The organism is Sphingomonas qilianensis (assembly GCF_039614825.1).
GTDB lineage: Bacteria > Pseudomonadota > Alphaproteobacteria > Sphingomonadales > Sphingomonadaceae > Sphingomonas > Sphingomonas qilianensis.
The window spans coordinates 211,989-228,923 of record NZ_JBDIMF010000007.1 but is presented as its reverse complement, the minus strand read 5'-3'; the positions used below and the strand labels follow the sequence as shown (position 1 = coordinate 228,923).

16 protein-coding genes and 1 tRNA gene are annotated in these 16,935 nt (G+C 65.1%); 10 read left to right on the top strand and 7 right to left on the bottom strand.

The window, feature by feature from the left end; genetic code table 11:
- Positions 1–894 precede the first annotated feature (894 nt).
- Entirely contained in the window at positions 895–1,209 is a 315-nt protein-coding gene (locus tag ABC969_RS15650) for a hypothetical protein (RefSeq protein ID WP_345866076.1), read from the top strand.
- 185 nt (positions 1,210–1,394) lie between these two features.
- Here the strand turns inward: ABC969_RS15650 and ABC969_RS15645 are convergent, their stop codons facing one another.
- Positions 1,395–2,201: a DUF3800 domain-containing protein gene (locus ABC969_RS15645; RefSeq protein ID WP_345866075.1), complete on the bottom strand. Its 807-nt coding sequence runs from the start codon at positions 2,199–2,201 to the stop codon at positions 1,395–1,397.
- Between the two features lie 171 nt (positions 2,202–2,372).
- Positions 2,373–2,459, bottom strand: a tRNA-Leu gene (locus tag ABC969_RS15640).
- Between the two features lie 98 nt (positions 2,460–2,557).
- Between ABC969_RS15640 and ABC969_RS15635 the strand changes: the two genes are divergently transcribed.
- The 7 genes from ABC969_RS15635 to ABC969_RS15605 all read left to right on the top strand — a co-directional run bounded on the left by ABC969_RS15635 (position 2,558) and on the right by ABC969_RS15605 (position 12,255).
- The gene (locus ABC969_RS15635; protein WP_345866074.1) at positions 2,558–3,493 is read left to right on the top strand and encodes a complex I NDUFA9 subunit family protein; all 936 of its coding nucleotides are present in this window, start codon (positions 2,558–2,560) and stop codon (positions 3,491–3,493) included.
- Positions 3,494–3,532: 39 nt separating this feature from the next.
- Entirely contained in the window at positions 3,533–4,339 is an 807-nt protein-coding gene (locus tag ABC969_RS15630) for an undecaprenyl-diphosphate phosphatase (protein WP_345866073.1), read from the top strand.
- Positions 4,340–4,502: 163 nt separating this feature from the next.
- Complete coding sequence (locus tag ABC969_RS15625; RefSeq protein WP_345866072.1) at positions 4,503–5,939, top strand: NAD(P)-dependent oxidoreductase; 1,437 nt, start codon at positions 4,503–4,505, stop codon at positions 5,937–5,939.
- Between the two features lie 66 nt (positions 5,940–6,005).
- On the top strand, positions 6,006–10,526 hold the full coding sequence (gltB, locus tag ABC969_RS15620) for a glutamate synthase large subunit (RefSeq protein WP_345866071.1): 4,521 nt from the start codon (positions 6,006–6,008) through the stop codon (positions 10,524–10,526).
- Between the two features lie 174 nt (positions 10,527–10,700).
- Positions 10,701–11,141 carry a hypothetical protein gene (locus ABC969_RS15615; RefSeq protein WP_345866070.1) on the top strand — a complete coding sequence of 147 codons (441 nt, stop codon included), beginning with the start codon at positions 10,701–10,703 and terminating at the stop codon, positions 11,139–11,141.
- 71 nt (positions 11,142–11,212) lie between these two features.
- Positions 11,213–11,884, top strand: a complete 672-nt coding sequence (locus ABC969_RS15610) for a glutathione S-transferase family protein (RefSeq protein ID WP_345866069.1) — start codon at positions 11,213–11,215, stop codon at positions 11,882–11,884.
- Complete coding sequence (locus ABC969_RS15605) at positions 11,884–12,255, top strand: tRNA-binding protein (RefSeq protein WP_345866068.1); 372 nt, start codon at positions 11,884–11,886, stop codon at positions 12,253–12,255. Before ABC969_RS15610 ends, ABC969_RS15605 begins: the two co-directional genes overlap by 1 nt.
- Position 12,256: 1 nt before the next feature.
- On the opposite strand, the gene ABC969_RS15600 is transcribed toward ABC969_RS15605, so the two are convergent.
- Genes ABC969_RS15600 through ABC969_RS15585 form a run of 4 tightly spaced genes read right to left on the bottom strand, consistent with a single transcriptional unit; the run spans position 12,257 to position 13,842 of the window.
- A complete protein-coding gene (locus tag ABC969_RS15600) occupies positions 12,257–12,679 on the bottom strand; it encodes a DUF1810 domain-containing protein (protein ID WP_345866067.1) in 423 nt (140 codons plus the stop codon).
- A complete protein-coding gene (gene ung / locus ABC969_RS15595; RefSeq protein WP_345866066.1) occupies positions 12,676–13,350 on the bottom strand; it encodes a uracil-DNA glycosylase in 675 nt (224 codons plus the stop codon). Before ung ends, ABC969_RS15600 begins: the two co-directional genes overlap by 4 nt.
- Positions 13,351–13,653, bottom strand: coding sequence for an alkylphosphonate utilization protein (locus ABC969_RS15590; protein WP_345866065.1), 303 nt, complete (start codon positions 13,651–13,653; stop codon positions 13,351–13,353).
- A gap of 3 nt (positions 13,654–13,656) precedes the next feature.
- On the bottom strand, positions 13,657–13,842 hold the full coding sequence (locus ABC969_RS15585; protein WP_345866063.1) for a hypothetical protein: 186 nt from the start codon (positions 13,840–13,842) through the stop codon (positions 13,657–13,659).
- Positions 13,843–13,908: 66 nt separating this feature from the next.
- Between ABC969_RS15585 and ABC969_RS15580 the strand changes: the two genes are divergently transcribed.
- The gene (locus ABC969_RS15580) at positions 13,909–14,529 is read left to right on the top strand and encodes a YbhB/YbcL family Raf kinase inhibitor-like protein (protein ID WP_345866062.1); all 621 of its coding nucleotides are present in this window, start codon (positions 13,909–13,911) and stop codon (positions 14,527–14,529) included.
- 426 nt (positions 14,530–14,955) lie between these two features.
- On the opposite strand, the gene ABC969_RS15575 is transcribed toward ABC969_RS15580, so the two are convergent.
- The gene (locus tag ABC969_RS15575; protein ID WP_345866061.1) at positions 14,956–16,020 is read right to left on the bottom strand and encodes a phospholipase A; all 1,065 of its coding nucleotides are present in this window, start codon (positions 16,018–16,020) and stop codon (positions 14,956–14,958) included.
- Positions 16,021–16,102: 82 nt separating this feature from the next.
- On the opposite strand from ABC969_RS15575, the gene hisN reads away from it, so the two are divergent.
- On the top strand, positions 16,103–16,885 hold the full coding sequence (gene hisN / locus ABC969_RS15570) for a histidinol-phosphatase (RefSeq protein WP_345866060.1): 783 nt from the start codon (positions 16,103–16,105) through the stop codon (positions 16,883–16,885).
- Positions 16,886–16,935 lie beyond the last annotated feature (50 nt).

Genomic DNA, 16,935 nt, shown 5'->3' with positions numbered 1-16,935 from the left:
CGGCGGCTATGCCCTCGCATCCGGCCGCAAGTTGTGGCTCGTCGTGCAGGATTGCGCTGCCGACGAGTTGACCCCGGTGATGGCGCAGCTTGTCGGGCACCCGGAACGCGTTGAAGCGGTCCGCACTGTGATCGAGCGGCGGCAGGTCGGGCAGGTTTGAGGATGGAAACTCAACAGATACAGCGTCCGCCACCCGTTGCCGCCGACCTTCTGGAGCTCAATGCTCCAGGCATGGCGGGGATAGAGGCGACGGCAACGATCCTCGAGATCCGCCTGGCACTAGCCGAATACCGCGAACGCCACGGTCCGGATCACTGGCGGCTTTACCATCTCGCAGCGACAGGGAGGGCATGACGATGGCACACCCTTCGATCCCGGTAAGGCTGCCGGCACCAGCACGCGTTGGCTGGCGCCGCGCCCGACAGCGGCGTTGGTCCAGGCCAAACGACTTGCCGTCGGCGACTGGGCTGCTGCGCATAATGCCTTCGTTGCCTCGTGCCGCTTTGGCCCGGCTCACCGCCTGCATGATAGACCGCATGGACGAGATCGACGGCGATCCGGACCTTGAGCATCTGCGCGAGGATTGGGAAGACAGTTACGACTGCGAACAGGAGGACGCTTACGACTAGCCCCGCCCCATGGCCCGCGGCAACGCCCCGGACCCAGCCCTCTCGGCCCGTCGCCCGCAGATCGCGGTCGGCGGGCTTAGCACGTGTTCACCGGTTTCAGGACAGCCACGATCTGTCAGCGCAATACGGATCAGACTGGTGGATCCCGATCTACCGGCAGGTCTTCCCCACATTGATGTCGGCTGTCGCGATCGAGCAAGATGGGTGGGCGCAAAGAGCTGGCATCGATCGCCTACTTACCCTGGCCTGCGGGCGCACCTTCACCGTGGACGAGAAGATCCGCACGCAGGATTGGCCGGACGTTCTGCTGGAGCGCTGGTCGGATGAGAGACGGCAGCTTCCAGGCTGGGTGCAAAAGCCGCTCGCGTGCGACTTCATCGCTTATGCTTACGCGCCAGCGGCTACTTGCGTGCTGCTGCCAGTGCCGTCACTGCAGCGCGCTTGGCGCCAGCATGGACGGCAGTGGATCGGGCTGTATGGGACGCGACGAGCGGCGAACCAGGGATATACTTCGGTCAGCGTGCCTGTGCCTCGAGGCGTCCTAATGCAGGCGATCGTCGAGGCGATGTTTGTCAGTTAAGAGCTGCGGCCGTCAGAAATCGAGTCGCTTCAATGGGTTAACCATATGTCGGAAAAGCGGCTGGAATCATTGACTTTTTCGCGTCTTGCCACTAGTTTTAAAGGCGAGGCGATCAACGCCGGAATCCCCCAGAGCATCCGGAAGGTTGCAGGCGAGAGATCGCAAACATGGGCCGGGGGGTCGCCTCAACCTCCACCAAAAATCGCTGTAAATTCCTGTTGTTGGGTGTTCAATTGCAGCTTGTCTAAGGGCGGCACCAGCTTCGTGCCGTAACTCATATAGTTGCCGTTTCGATTGTAGACGGTGGGCTTGAGCATGCGTGCGAATCGAGGTTCCACATTTCCATAGAAGTCGGGCTCCAGCGCAGCGGTCAGGCCGGATACTGCAAGATCAGCGAGCTGAAGCCCAAACCGCGCGCCGTGGTCGAATGCCTCGATCCCGAGCACGTCGATAACCGGCCAATGGATTTTGATCTCAGGGTCGGCGAGGTCTCGCATGTGCTGCATGTAGGACTGAAAATCATCGTAATTCATCGCCCGGCGGCGGGAGAAAACTATCTTCACGCGTCCGTCGCCCTCGGGGACTGTCGGACGTAGATCGCGGCATAGCCACGATATACGCTCGATCAAATAGCGGCACATATAATGGTAAAGTTGGTTCTTCGCTGGGTACATCCCGTCAGGAATGATCGGCTTGTTGGCGATAACTGCTATGCAGCGGATCGGCTTCCCGCAAATTCCGTCTATCGCCATGACCCGTTGCGGATGGTCGAGCTCCTTGAAGTGTAAAGGCTTCGACCGCTTCTGTTGCGGCATCTGCGCGAGGATCGCTTTTGCCCATTGAACAGCGTCCAGATCACGTGATTGCCGCCAGACGCTCGCGCCGATAGTCAGCCAATGCGACGCGCCACCACCCCGACCGGCTGATCGGTACTTTCCGGTAAGACCGTCGTCGCCAGCCTCATCTATATAAGCAACAAAACTGTGAGCCATCGGCCCACACTGCTCTCGGCACCTGAGCTGTCAAGCCGCGCAAATAAACAGGTCGCCACCGTGCGCCACTGTTCGTCACATACCGGAACACAATGAGGGAAGAAGTGTGGGAACGGTGATGCTAAATTCCCAATATTATCGACGCTTTTCAACATCTTAGTTGAGAAGCGATGGTGCCCGGAAGAGGACTCGAACCTCCACGACCTTGCGATCGCCAGCACCTGAAGCTGGTGCGTCTACCAATTCCGCCATCCGGGCACTGGGTAGGCGGCGGGCTTTAGGGGTGGGTTAGCGGCCTTGTCAACACGCATGGTGGTGGGGCAAGGGGTTTGCAGAATTTAGGCAGGACTTCAGGCATGAACGGCAAGTTGGTGACGTTGATCGGCGGGGGCGGGTTCCTCGGGCGCTATATGGCGCAGGATCTGCTCAAGGCAGGCGCGCGATTGCGCATCGCGCAGCGCGATCCGCGCGGCGCGATGTTCCTGCGCACACAGGGCGGGCTGGGGCAGACCCAGTTCGCCGCGATCGACGTAACCAAGCCGGAATCGATCGCGCGCGCGATCGATGGGTCGGATGCGGTGGTCAATCTGGTCGGCGTGCTAAAAGGCAATTTCCACGCCGTGCAGGCCGAGGGCGCGGGCAATGTCGCGCGTGCCGCGGCGGCGGCGGGGGTCGGCGCGCTGGTGCATGTCTCCGCGATCGGCGCGGATGCCGCGTCGTCATCGGCTTATGGCCGCTCCAAGGCCGCCGGCGAGGAAGCGGTCCGCGCCACCTTTCCGACCGCGACGATCCTGCGCCCCTCGATCGTGTTCGGGCGCGAGGATCAGTTCGTCAATCGCTTCGCCGGGATGATCGCCAGCGCGCCGGTGGTGCCCGTGCTGCGCGCCGGAACGAAGTTCCAGCCCGTTTATGTCGACGACGTGGCGAAAGCGGCGGGCCGCGCGCTGGCTGATCCGGAGCAATTCGGTGGCCAGACCTTCGAGCTGGGCGGGCCTGACGTGCTGACGATGGGCGCGCTGATCCGCTGGATCGCGCAGGCGATCGGGCGCACGCCGAACATCATTGAGATACCGGATATTGCCGGCGCGTTGATCGCGCGCGCGGGCTTCCTGCCCGGCGCGCCGATCACGATGGATCAATGGAAGATGCTGCAGAGCGACAATGTCGTGACCGGTGCGGACGGGCTGGCGGCGTTCGGGATCACGCCGACGCCGCTCGACGCGGTCGCGCCCGCCTGGCTGGTGCGCTATCGCCGCCAGGGGCGCTTCGGCGTGGTGACCGACGGCGCGTGAACATATCGCGCGACCAAACGGCACAACGGAGAATTCCACGTGTATGATCTGATCGTTATCGTCCTGCTCGGCATCGTCGAGGGGGTGACCGAATTTCTGCCCGTTTCCTCGACTGGTCATCTGATCCTCGCCGGCGCGCTGCTCGGCTTGCCGCAAGCCGATGCCACGTTCGATATAGTCATCCAGCTCGGCGCGATCCTCGCGGTGGTCGTGCTGTTCTGGGGTCGGTTCATGAAGGTCGGCCGTGGCCTGATCGCGCGTGATCCGGCGGCGATCCGCTTTACGCGCAATGTGCTGCTGGGCTTTTTGCCCTCGGCGGTGGTCGGCGCGATCGCCTACAAGTCGATCAAGGCCGTCCTGGAGGCGCCGTTGGTGGGGCCGCTGGTGGTGGCGATCGCGCTGATCGTCGGCGGCGTGCTGATCCTGCTGATCGAAAAGCTCCAGAAGCATGTCACGACGCGCTCGGTAGAGACGATGCCGTGGCGTACCGCGCTGATCATCGGCGTCGTGCAATGCCTGTCGATGATCCCCGGGGTCAGCCGGTCGGGCGCGACCATCATGGGCGCGCTGACGCTTGGCGTGGACCGCGAAACCGCCGCCGAATACAGCTTCTTCCTCGCCATCCCGACGATGTGCGGTGCCACTGCGCTGGCGCTGTACAAAAGCCGCCACGAGCTGGGTGACGCGCATCTCACCGCGATCGCGATCGGCTTTGTCGTGTCGTTCGTCGTCGCCTTGGCAGTGATTCGCTGGTTCGTCGCGTTCGTCGGCCGGCACGGATTCGCGCCGTTTGCGTGGTACCGCATCGTCGCCGGCGCGATTGCGCTCATCGCCTTGCTGGCATGATAGGGCCGAATCGGATGTTTAGTGGCTGAGGGTCGACGATTTCGACAACGCAATTCGCCAAAGACGGCTAAATAGGTAATTAGACCTTACCTAACGACGTAATTTTGCGTGACTTACCGAGAATACGCAATTATGCGCCTGCTCGATAGAGGGGCGAGGGCGCATGACCGAGACGATGCTTCAATTTGTGGAAACGCCGCAGGCCTATCCGGGCAAGCGCGCGCCTGAATTGCGCGCGAAGGATTTCCGCGAGATCGCCGATCGCTACGCGCCGCCCGCCGCCGAGGATCAGGCCGGGCGCTGTTCGCAATGCGGCGTCCCCTATTGCTCGGTGCATTGCCCGCTGCACAACCATATCCCCGATTGGCTGCGCCTGACCGCCGAGGGGCGGCTGCGCGAAGCCTATGAACTGAGCAATGCGACCTCGACCATGCCCGAGATTTGCGGCCGCATCTGCCCGCAGGATCGGCTGTGCGAAGGCAATTGCGTGATCGAATTCTCCGGCCACGGCGCGGTCACGATCGGCTCGGTCGAGAAATTCATCACCGATACGGCGTGGGAAGAAGGCTGGATCGAGCCGGTGACGGTCGGTCCGGCGCGCGGCCAGTCGGTCGGCATCATCGGCGCGGGCCCCGCGGGGCTGTCGGCAGCGGAATATCTCCGCAACCGCGGCTATGAGGTGCATGTCTATGACCGTTACGATCGGGCCGGCGGGCTGCTGACCTACGGCATTCCCGGCTTCAAGCTGGAAAAGCACGTCGTCACCCGCCGCGTCGAGCGCCTGAAACAGGGCGGCATCGTGTTCCACGAGAGCTTCGAAGTCGGCCGCGACGCCAGCCTGGATCAACTGCGCCAGCGTCATGATGGCGTGCTGATCGCCACCGGCGTGTACAAGCCGCGCGCGATCAAGGCACCGGGCGTGGGCAGCGCAGGCGTGGTAGACGCGCTCGATTTCCTCACCGCCTCCAACCGCAAGGGCTTTGGCGACGCCGTTCCGGCGTTCGACGATGGCTCGCTCAACGCCGAAGGCAAGCATGTCGTGGTCATCGGCGGCGGGGATACCGCGATGGATTGCGTGCGCACCGCGGTGCGCCAGGGTGCGGCGAGCGTGAAATGCCTGTACCGCCGCGACCGCGCCAACATGCCCGGATCGCAGCGCGAAGTCGCCAATGCCGAAGAAGAAGGCGTCGAGTTCGTCTGGCTCTCCGCCCCCGAAGCCTTCGCCGCGGCGGAGCGCGTGACCAGCGTGAAAGCCAGCCGCATGCGCCTCGGCGCAGCGGACGCCAGCGGTCGTCGTGCGCCCGAGATCGATCCGGCGGGCGGCTTCGATGTCCCCGCTGATCTGGTGATCAAGGCGTTGGGCTTCGATGCCGAGGATCTGCCCACATTGTTCGGCGCCCCCGAACTGGGCGTGACGCGCTGGGGCACGCTGCTCGTCGGCAAGACGCTAATGACCTCGCTCGACGGCGTGTTCGCGGCCGGCGACATCGTCCGCGGCGCGAGCCTCGTCGTCTGGGCGATCCGCGACGGGCGCGATGTGTCGGCGGCGATGCACAAATGGCTCAAGGCGAAAGCGGCAAGCCAGCAGGTGGCGGCCTGACCCGCCTGCTTACCGTTACGATCCCGCGCCCCGCGCGACCTACCTCATAGTGAAGGACTGGCTGGCATGACCGACATGAACGCCGAACGCGACCGCCTTGCCGAGCACGGCATGTATCGCCCCGAATTCGAGTCCGATGCCTGCGGCGTTGGCCTCATCGCCGCCACCGATGGCACGCCCTCGCGCCGCGTCGTTCAGTCGGCGATCGATGCGCTGAAGGCCGTGTGGCATCGCGGCGCGGTGGATGCCGATGGCAAGACCGGCGATGGCGCCGGGTTGCATGTCGATCTGCCGCTCAAATTCTTCGACGATGCGGTCGCCGCCTCGGGCCATCGCCCGCTGCCCAACCGCCTGGCGGTCGGCATGATCTTCCTGCCGCGCACCGATCTGGGCGCGCAGGAAGCGTGCCGCACTATCGTGGAAAGCGCGATCATCGAGGAAGGCTATAAGATCTACGGCTGGCGCCAGGTGCCGGTCGATGTCTCCGTCATCGGCCTCAAGGCGCAGACCACGCGCCCCGAGATCGAGCAGATCATGATCGCCGGGCCGCTCCCCGAGGAGCAGAGCGCCGCCGAGTTCGAGAAGAACCTCTATCTCGTCCGCCGCCGGATCGAAAAGCGCGTCATCGCCGCGCAGATCCAGGGCTTTTACGTCTGCTCGCTCAGCTGCCGCTCGATCATCTACAAGGGGCTGTTCCTCGCCGAATCGCTGTCGGTCTTCTACCCCGATCTGCAGGACCAGCGCTTCGAATCGCGCGTCGCGATCTTCCACCAGCGTTATTCGACCAATACCTTCCCGCAATGGTGGCTGGCGCAGCCGTTCCGCTGCCTCGCGCATAATGGCGAGATCAACACCATTCGCGGCAACAAGAACTGGATGATCAGCCACGAGATCAAGATGGCGGCCAATGCGTTCGGCGAGCATTCGGAGGATATCAAGCCGGTGATCCCGGCCGGCGCCTCCGACACCGCCGCGCTGGATGCCACGTTCGAGGCGATCTGCCGGTCGGGGCGCGATGCGCCGACCGCCAAGCTGATGCTGGTGCCCGAGGCCTGGGGCCCCAAGGGCGAGATGCCCAAGGCGCATCTCGACATGTACAAATATCTCGGCTCGGTAATGGAGCCGTGGGATGGCCCCGCCGCTTTGGCCATGACCGACGGACGCTGGGCGGTTGCCGGGATGGACCGCAACGCACTGCGCCCGCTGCGTTATACGCTGACCAGCGACGGGCTGCTCATCGTCGGCTCCGAAACCGGCATGGTCGTGGTGCCCGAATCGACCGTGGTGGAAAAAGGCCGGCTCGGGCCGGGCGAAATGATCGCGGTCGATCTTGAGACCGGCACCTTGTTCAAGGATCGCGCGGTCAAGGACAAGATCGCCGGCGAAGCGGATTATGCCGCGATGGTGGGCAATTTCCTCGCCATCGACGATCTGCCGGCAGCGCCGGGCGATGCCGTGACGCGCTTCCCGCGCGCCGATCTCACGCGCCGCCAGATCGCCGCCGGGCAGACGCTGGAGGATATGGAGCTGATCCTCTCGCCGATGGTGGAGGGCGCCAAGGAAGCGATCGGCTCGATGGGCGACGATACGCCGCTCGCCGTCGTGTCGGACAATCCGCGGCTGATCAGCCATTTCTTCCGGCAGAATTTCAGCCAGGTGACCAACCCACCGATCGACAGCTTGCGCGAACGCCATGTCATGTCGCTCAAGACGCGGTTCGGCAATCTCGGCAATATCCTCGATACCGATGAGCGCCGCGATGGCGTTCTGGTGCTCGAATCGCCGGTGCTGACCGGCGCCGACTGGCTGCGGCTGAAAGCATTCTTCGGTTCCAAGGTGGCGGAGATCGACTGCACGTTCGAAACCGGCGGCACGCCCGAGACGCTGCGCAGCGCGATCGCGCGGATCCGCACCCAGGCCGAGCAGGCGGTGCGGCAGGGCAAGAGCGAATTGTTCTTGAGCGACATGAATGTCGGCGAGGATCGCATCGCCATCGCCGGCGTGCTGGCGGCGGCGGCGGTGCACACGCATCTCGTGCGCAAGGGCCTACGCTCCTATGCCAGCATCAACATCCAGACCGCCGAATGCCTCGATACGCATTATTATGCCGTGCTGATCGGCGTCGGTGCGACCACGGTGCACGCCTATCTGACGGAAGCCTCGATCGCCGACCGGCACGAGCGCGGCCTGTTCGGCGATCTCACGCTCGACACATGTTTGCAGCGGCATCGCACGGCGATCGACGAGGGGCTGCTCAAGATCATCTCGAAAATGGGCATCGCGGTGATCTCGTCCTACCGCGGCGGGTATAATTTCGAGGCGGTCGGTTTGAGCCGCAGCCTGGTCAACGATTTCTTCCCCGGCATGCCGGCGAAGATTTCGGGCGAGGGCTATGCCTCGCTGTTCGTCAACGCGACCGACCGGCATGATGCCGCCTATGACAATGCCGTCGTCCATCTGCCGATCGGCGGTTTCTATCGCCAGCGGCACTCGGGCGAGACGCATGCTTATTCGGCGCAGCTGATGCATCTGCTGCAAAGCGCGGTGGCGACCGATTCCTATTCGACCTATCTGCAATTCTCACGCGGCGTGGAGGCATTGCCGCCCATCTATCTGCGCGATCTGCTGCAGTTCAATTTCCCCGATGAAGGCATCGCGCCCGATCAGGTCGAGGCGATCACCGAGATCCGCAAGCGCTTCGTCACGCCGGGCATGTCGCTCGGTGCGCTGAGCCCCGAGGCGCACGAGACGTTGGCGATTGCGATGAACCGCATCGGCGCCAAGGCGGTGTCGGGCGAAGGCGGCGAGGATGTCGCCCGCTTCAAGCCCTATGCCAATGGCGACAATGCCAATTCCGGCGTCAAGCAGATCGCCTCGGGCCGCTTCGGCGTTACCGCGGAATATCTGGGCTCGTGCGAGGAGATCGAGATCAAGGTGGCGCAGGGCGCCAAGCCCGGCGAGGGCGGGCAATTGCCCGGCTTCAAGGTCACCGAATTCATCGCCAAACTGCGCCACGCGACGCCGGGCGTGACGTTGATCAGCCCGCCGCCGCACCACGATATCTATTCGATCGAGGATCTCGCGCAGCTGATCTACGACTGCAAGCAGATCAATCCGCGCGCCCGCGTCTGCGTCAAGCTGGTCAGCTCGGCCGGCATCGGCACGGTCGCGGCGGGCGTGGCAAAAGCCCATGCCGACGTGATCCTGATCGCCGGCCATGTCGGCGGCACCGGCGCGTCCCCGCAAACCAGCATCAAATATGCCGGCACGCCGTGGGAAATGGGCCTGTCCGAAGTCAATCAGACGCTGACGCTCAATGGTCTGCGCGGCCGCATCAAACTGCGCACCGATGGCGGATTGAAGACCGGGCGCGACATCGTCATCGCCGCGATCCTGGGGGCGGAGGAATTCGGCATCGGCACGCTCAGCCTCGTCGCGATGGGCTGCATCATGGTGCGGCAATGCCATTCCAACACCTGTCCCGTGGGCGTGTGCGTGCAGGACGAACGGTTGCGCGCGAAATTCACCGGCACACCCGAAAAGGTCATCAATTTGATGACGTTCATTGCCGAGGAAGTGCGCGATATCCTTGCGCGGCTGGGCTTCAAGAGCCTCGACGAGGTGATCGGGCGCACCGAATTGCTGCGCCAGGTCAGTCGCGGCGCGGAGCATCTCGACGATCTCGATCTCAACCCGATTCTCGCCAAGGTCGATGCCGATGACAGCCAGCGCCGCTTCTCGCTCGGCACGTTCCGCAACGACGTGCCCGACAGCCTCGATGCGCAGATGATCCGCGATGCCGCCGCGGTGTTCAGCCGCGGTGAGAAGATGCAGCTGACCTATTCGGTGCGCAACACGCACCGCGCGGTCGGCACGCGCCTGTCGAGCGAAATCACCACCAAGTTCGGCATGTCGACCTTGGCGGACGGCCATGTCCATGTCCGCCTGCGGGGCTCGGCCGGGCAAAGCCTTGGCGCATTCCTGTGCAAGGGCATCACGCTCGAAGTGTTTGGCGACGCCAACGATTATGTCGGCAAGGGCCTGTCCGGCGGCAAGATCGTCGTGCGCCCGATGGTCAGCGCGACCTTGGCCAGCCAGCATAACACGATCATCGGCAATACCGTGCTGTATGGTGCCACCTCGGGCAGCCTGCTCGCGGCAGGCCAGGCCGGCGAGCGCTTCGCGGTGCGCAATTCGGGCGCGACCGTGGTGGTCGAGGGCTGCGGCGCCAATGGCTGCGAATATATGACCGGCGGCGTGGCGGTTGTGCTGGGCGAGGTCGGCGCCAATTTCGGCGCCGGGATGACCGGCGGGATGGCCTTTGTGTACGATGCCGAGGGCAGTTTTGCGCGCCGCGCCAACCCGGAGAGCATCGTCTGGAACCGCTTGTCCTCAATGCACTGGGAAGCGGTGCTGCTCGGGCTGGTCCGCGCGCACCATGCCGCGACGGACAGCAAATGGTCGGGCGCGCTGCTGGATGACTGGGGCCGGGCGATCGAGCATTTCTGGCAGATCGTGCCCAAGGAAATGCTCAGCCGCCTGCCCCAGCCGCTCGACGACAGCTTGCAGGTCATCGCCGCGGAGTAATCATGCCTACCCGTCACCCCAGCGAAAGCTGGGGTCTCGTGCGGCTCCCGTCCCGACGACGCCGCGTGAGATCTCAGCGTGCGCTGGGATGACGACGAGATTGGCCATCCGGCTCGCCCGCCGCATCGTTTCATGCTATCGCGGGCGGACCCACTGACTCTGGAAACCCGCGTCATGCGACTGATCTCCCTGGTATCTTTGGCGGCAGCCCTGGTCGTCGCCAGCCCCGCCGCGGCGCGTGAGCGCACCGCCCCAACGGTCGATCAGGTTGCCCAGGCGCTCGCCGATCCGCAGGTCCAGGCGGGCGTCGCCACGGTGCTCGATGCCTTTGCCGGCACGATCCTCGACACCCGCGTCGGGCCGCTGTCGCATTATACCGATAAGGTGCGTCCCGACGACACGCTGCACGATCTCGCGCGCCGCGGCGATCCTGATTTCGATCGTCGCCTGCAGCAGCGTACGCGCGGCGCCGTGGCGCTCGCCGGGCGCACCGCCAAGGATGCAGCGGTGATGCAGAGGGAACTTGCCGTCACCGCCGCGAAGCTCCGCGCTTTATTCGCCATGAGCGCCGCGGCGCTGGATGCCGCGACCAGCGCGCCGCAGGGCGGCCAATAGTCGCCAGGCACCGCCGAATTTCCCGCCCCGCGGCTCTATCGGCCCGTGGCGCCTTCGCCTAACAGACCAACATGTGGCAACTTCATCAATTCCCGCTCTGTCCCTTCTCGCGCAAAGTGCGTCTGCTGCTGGGCGAAAAGGGCGTCGGCTACGATCTGGTGCGCGAATCGCCATGGGAGCGGCGCGACGAGTTTCTCGATATGAACCCGGCCGGGCAGGTGCCGCTGCTGATCGATCCGGGCCGCAAGATTTTGCTCATGGATTCGATGGCGATCTGCGAATATCTCGAAGAAACCGTCGATAAGGCGCAAATGATCAGCGGCACGGCGCAGAACCGCGCTGAAATCCGCCGGCTGGTCGCGTGGTTCGATACGCAATTCTATGCCGATATCACCGCTCCGTTGATGCACGAGCGCATGATCAAGCGGCTGGTTACGAAGGAATCGCCCGATTCCAAGGCGCTGCGCGAGGCGATGAAGGCCGCGGTCCGCCATCTCGATTATACCGATTATCTGCTCGGCCATCATAACTGGATCGGCGGCACGACGATGAGCCTTGCCGATCTCGCCGCCGCGGCGCAGATTTCCGTCACCGATTATCTCGGCGGGATCGACTGGAAAAATCATGAGGAAACCGCGCGCTGGTATGCCGGCATGAAAAGCCGCCCGGGCTTCCGCCCGCTCCTGTCCGAGCGGATGGAAGGCATCGCCCCGCCGGCGCATTATGACGACGTGAATTTCTGATGCACGTGTCGCACGATGCGGCGGCCGGCGCGGCGGACCCCATCGGCTTCGACGATTTTCTCAAGGTCGATATCCGCATCGGCACGATCATCGAAGCGCTGCCCTTCCCTGAAGCGCGCAAACCGGCGTTCAGGCTGGTGATCGATTTCGGCCCGGTGATCGGCATCAAGCGCTCCTCGGCGCAGATTACCGACCATTATACGCTGGAGGACTTGCCCGGCCGGCAGGTCGCCGCGGTCATCAATTTCCCCCCGCGTCAGATCGGCCCGATGATGTCCGAAGTGCTGACCCTGGGCTTCCCCGATGCCGCCGGCAAGGTCGTGCTGATCGCGCCCTCGGCGCCGGTCCCCAATGGCGGACGCCTGTTCTAGCCTAGCCGATCAGTCGCAGCGTCGCCGCGTCGCGTTCGCCCGCATAGAATGCATCGAGGCACTGCCCGAACCGCCCATCGCCGCCCCCCGCCTCTAAACCGGCCGCCTCAAACAACGTGCAGCTCGAGCGCAGCTTCACCGCATCGATCCCGCCGAGGATCGCCTCGGCCGAGCGCCCGGCATGGCCGAGCATCGCATCGACACACGCCGACAGCCGCGCGCCGAGCAGCGGATGCGCCAGATACGCGCGCGCCTCGGCCAGATCGGCGATGGCATAATATTGTGCGGTCGAGCTCAGCCCCAGCCCGGCGATCTGCGGAAACACGAACCACATCCAGTGGTTGCGCTTCTGCCCCGCGCGCAGCTCGGCCAGCGCGTCGTCATACACGTCGCGCTGCGCATCGATGAACCGATCGAGGCTCATAGCGGCGGCAACGCCCAGTCGATCGTCCCCCGACCCTCGGCCTCAAGAAACGCATTGGCCTTGGAGAAATGCCGCGAGCCGAAAAACTTGCCCTGCGCCAGCGGCGAAGGATGCGCCGCGCTCAGCACCAGATGCCGCCCGCCCGTCGCCACATCGTCGATCAGCACCGCTTTCTCCTTCGCCGGATTGCCCCATAGCATGAACACGCTGGGTGCTCCTTGCGCGCTGATCTGCGCAATCACCGCATCGGTGAACGCCTCCCAGCCACGCTTGCGGTGCGATCCCGCCTTGCCGCTCTCCACCGTCAGCACGGTGTTGAGCAGCAGCACGCCGTGCCGCGCCCAATGCTCCAGAAAACCGTGCGTCGCGGCCGGGATGCCCAGATCGCCGTCCAGTTCCTTGTAGATGTTGCGCAGCGAGGCCGGCGTGCGCACGCCGGGGCGCACCGAAAAGGACAGGCCATGCGCCTGCCCCGCGCCGTGATAGGGATCCTGCCCGAGCAGCACGACGCGCACCGCGTCGGGCGGGGTCAGCGTCAGCGCGCGGAAGCGGTCGTCGGCCGCCGGGAAGATCTGCTTGCCCGCCGTCGCCTCGTCGCCCAGAAAACGCTCCAGTGGCGCCAGATCGACGTGCGCCAGCGCCGCCTGCCACGCGTCGGGTACCGTCAGCACTCAGCGTTTCTTGACGAACTCGGCGCGCAGCACGAGGCCCTTGATGCCCTCGTACCGGCAATCGATCTCCTGCGCGTCGCCGGTCAGGCGGATCGATTTGATCAGCGTGCCGCGCTTGAGCGTTTGCCCCGCGCCCTTCACGGTCAGATCCTTGATCAGCGTCACCTGGTCGCCATCGGCCAGTACATTACCGACCGAATCGCGCACGACGACGCCCCCGGCGGGTTCCGCCGCAACGTCGGCCGCACTGATCCATTCACCGCTCGCTTCGTCATACACGAAGCTGTCGTCGTCCTGCGTCATGGATCAGCTCTTGATCGTGACCATCTCGACCGTCTTGTTCTTGGTCGAGCTGTTGGCGGCGATCGTCTTGACCTTTTCCGCCTTGGGCTTGCGCACTTCCTTGTTGGACTTTTTCTGGCTCTTGGCCATGGCCGTTTCCTTGCCGGGCGGCATGCCCGAGGCATCTATATAGGCTGTATTTCGCCGCATGGCGCGGGGATTCGGAACTCGGCCCGGCGTGCCGCGCTTGGGCAAAGACAGATCAGGAGAATGCCCATGCTGGAACATGTCCCCCAATGGCTCGGCACCGCGCTGCAGGGCGTGCGCGCCGGTGCCGACAGCCTGGCCATCGCGCAGCCCGAATTGCACGGTGCCGCAACGATCGAGCTGTCGAGCCCGGCGTTCGGCCATGGCGGCCGCCTGCCGCCGCGCTTCACCGCCGATGGCGCGGGCGTCTCGCCGCCGCTGGTATGGGGCCCGGCGCCCGAGGGCACGGCGCTGCTGGCCCTGCTGGTCGAGGATGCCGATGCGCCGGCGCGGTCGCCGCTGGTCCATGCCATCGTCTGGGGCCTGCCCGCCGATTCCGGGCGGCTGGAGGAAGGCGCGATCCGCGCCGATGGCGCGGGGCAGGCGCTGCACGGTGATGTCGGGCGCACTTCCTATCTCGCCGAAGGCTGGCTGCCGCCCGATCCGCCGACCGGGCATGGCGATCATTCCTACGCCTTCCAGTTGTTCGCGCTGGACGCGGCGGTCGCCGATCCGGGCGAGACGCCAGGCCGCGCCGCCTTGCTGCAGGCGATGGCCGGGCATGTGCTGGGGTCAGGATTGTTGGTCGGCACCTATTCGCGCGGTGACAACGCGGCGGCAAGGCCGCTCGGCGGGGCGCTGCCCGCCTGAGCCGATCTAGCAGAAGGGGGTGGCGAAGGCGGCTTGCTGGCCGATCAGGGCCAGGATGGTGATGGCGAACGAGCCGAGCCCAAGGGCGATGCTACGGTTCATGACAGCTACTCCGACGAGAGGTGTTGCCGATCAGGCGATCGGCAACACGGGCACTGCAGCGCTGATCATCAGTGTGGCGACGAACAGAGCGGCGACGGCGGAGAAGGCGGCGCGCTGGAGAGCTTCGAAACGGTCGGTCATGATCTTGTTCCCTGTGCTTGGCGGCGATCCGGACCATTCCGTCCGCCGATGCCAGGATGATTGCAGAGAGCGTGCCAGTTTTGTAACCGGCTGAAATGAAGCCTTATTTCCTAAAAGTAGCGTGCTGCGATCGCACAATGAGCCACGCCGCATAGGAAATTGCGCCAACAATTGGCGCACCGATCAGCGCGTGAGAGCGATGCCTAGCCGCGCCCGCCTGTCGCGCTGGTCATAACGGCTCAGCGCCTCGCCATAACCGGCAAAGCCCTGCCCGAAGAGATACACGCCGGGCAGCCCGAGCACGCGCAGCGGATAGGAGACGAACATCTCCCCCGCCCCCTTGCCCGTGCCGGGATTGCCGCGCAGCGTGCCCGCAATCTTGATGCCGTCCTGCTGCCCGATCGACGCGGTCAGCGACGTATAGCCCCAATAGCGCTCCAGATCGGGCGCCACGCCCTGCGGCCCGACATAAAACCACGCCTGCGGAGTGAGATCGGCGCGCCAGCCGCCGCCCAGATCGAACGTCTTGGTCGCCCGGGCAAAAAAACGATTGGCGTCGATCGAACTCGCCGGCCCGTCGCCGTTCGAATCGTGACGATACCCCGCCCCCAGCAGCAATGTATCGCGCAGCGGCACATCGACGAATATCTCCGGGCTGTAGGTCGTCGGCCCGATCGGCCCCGAAGACCGGTCGATCGCCCACAACATGGTCTGCGTATAGGCGAAGCTCAGATGCGGCCCCTCGGCCTGCCCCAGCGCGCGGAACGCGAAGCTCAGTTGCAGCTTGCCGCCGGCATCCTGCAGCCCGAACGCGCCATAAGTCGGCTCATGCGTGCCAAAGCGATCGAGCAGGCCACGTGATTCGCCGCGTGACGAGACGAGGATGGTTTCGGCCGCCGCCACGGACGCCGGTACGGATGCCGGCGCAGCGGGGGCCGCTGGCGTCGTGGCCAGCGCGGCGCCCGCCGCCGCCAGCCGATACTGCAGCCGCGCAAACCCGCCGGCCTTGACCATCACCACGCCGTCAGGCGCGGCGATCAGGCGCAGCGGCGTGCCATCCTGCGCCACCGTGTCGAGCGCCGCCGGCCCGGTCGCCGGTACGTCCGTCGCGCCCTCGTTGAGCAGAAACACGGTGACCCCGTCGCGCGCCACCGCCGCGGACAGCGGCGGCTCGACCAGCGGGCGCAGCTGCGCGGCGGCAGGGGAGGCGAGCGAGGCGATGATGATCGCCAACAGTGGAGTGCGCATCGTTCTGATGTGCCAGCGCAATGTTACGGATGCGAGTCGCAAAGGCTGGCAAGGTGCGCCCGGCGTGGCTAGGCTCGCCGGCATGCGCATCACCGATACCGACATCGCCTTCGCGGCCCGCCTGGCCGACGCCGCCGGCGCCGCCATCCGCCCCTATTTCCGCCAGCCGCACGGGCTGGAAGCAAAGGAAGATTCCTCCCCCGTCACGCTCGCCGATCGCGCCGCCGAAGCGGCGATGCGCGCACTGATCGAGCAAGCCTATCCCGCCGATGCCATCATCGGCGAGGAATATGGCGTCAAGGAAGGCACGTCGGGGCGTGCCTGGGTGCTCGATCCGATCGATGGCACGCGCGCGTTCATCTCCGGTCGCCCGACCTTCGGCACGCTGATCGGCCTGATGGTCGAAGGCTGGCCGCTGCTGGGGGTGATCGATCAGCCGATCCTGCAGGAACGCTGGATCGGCGCGGTGGGCAAACCGACGCTGTTCAACGGCCAGCCCGCGGTCACGCGGCGCTGCGCCGAGCTTGGCAAGGCGCTGCTCGGCACGACGTCGCCAGCGCTGTTCGATGATCGCCAGTTGCACGCCTTCGAGCATCTCGATGCCGCGACGATGAGCACTGTGCTGGGCGGCGACTGCTATAATTATGGCTGCGTGGCGAGCGGCTGGCTCGATATCGTCGTCGAGGCCAATCTGCAGATCCACGATTTTGCCGCGCTGGTGCCGGTGGTCGAAGGCGCCGGCGGGCGCATGTGCGATTGGGCCGGCGATCCACTGACTGCCGACAGTATCGGCGAAGTCATCGCCGCAGGCGATCCCGCGCGCATCGAAGAAATCATGGAAGCGCTGGAGTGCCGCGGCCATTGAGGAGTAACGGACGGTACCACCCCCGCCGTCATCCCAGCGCAAGCTGGGAT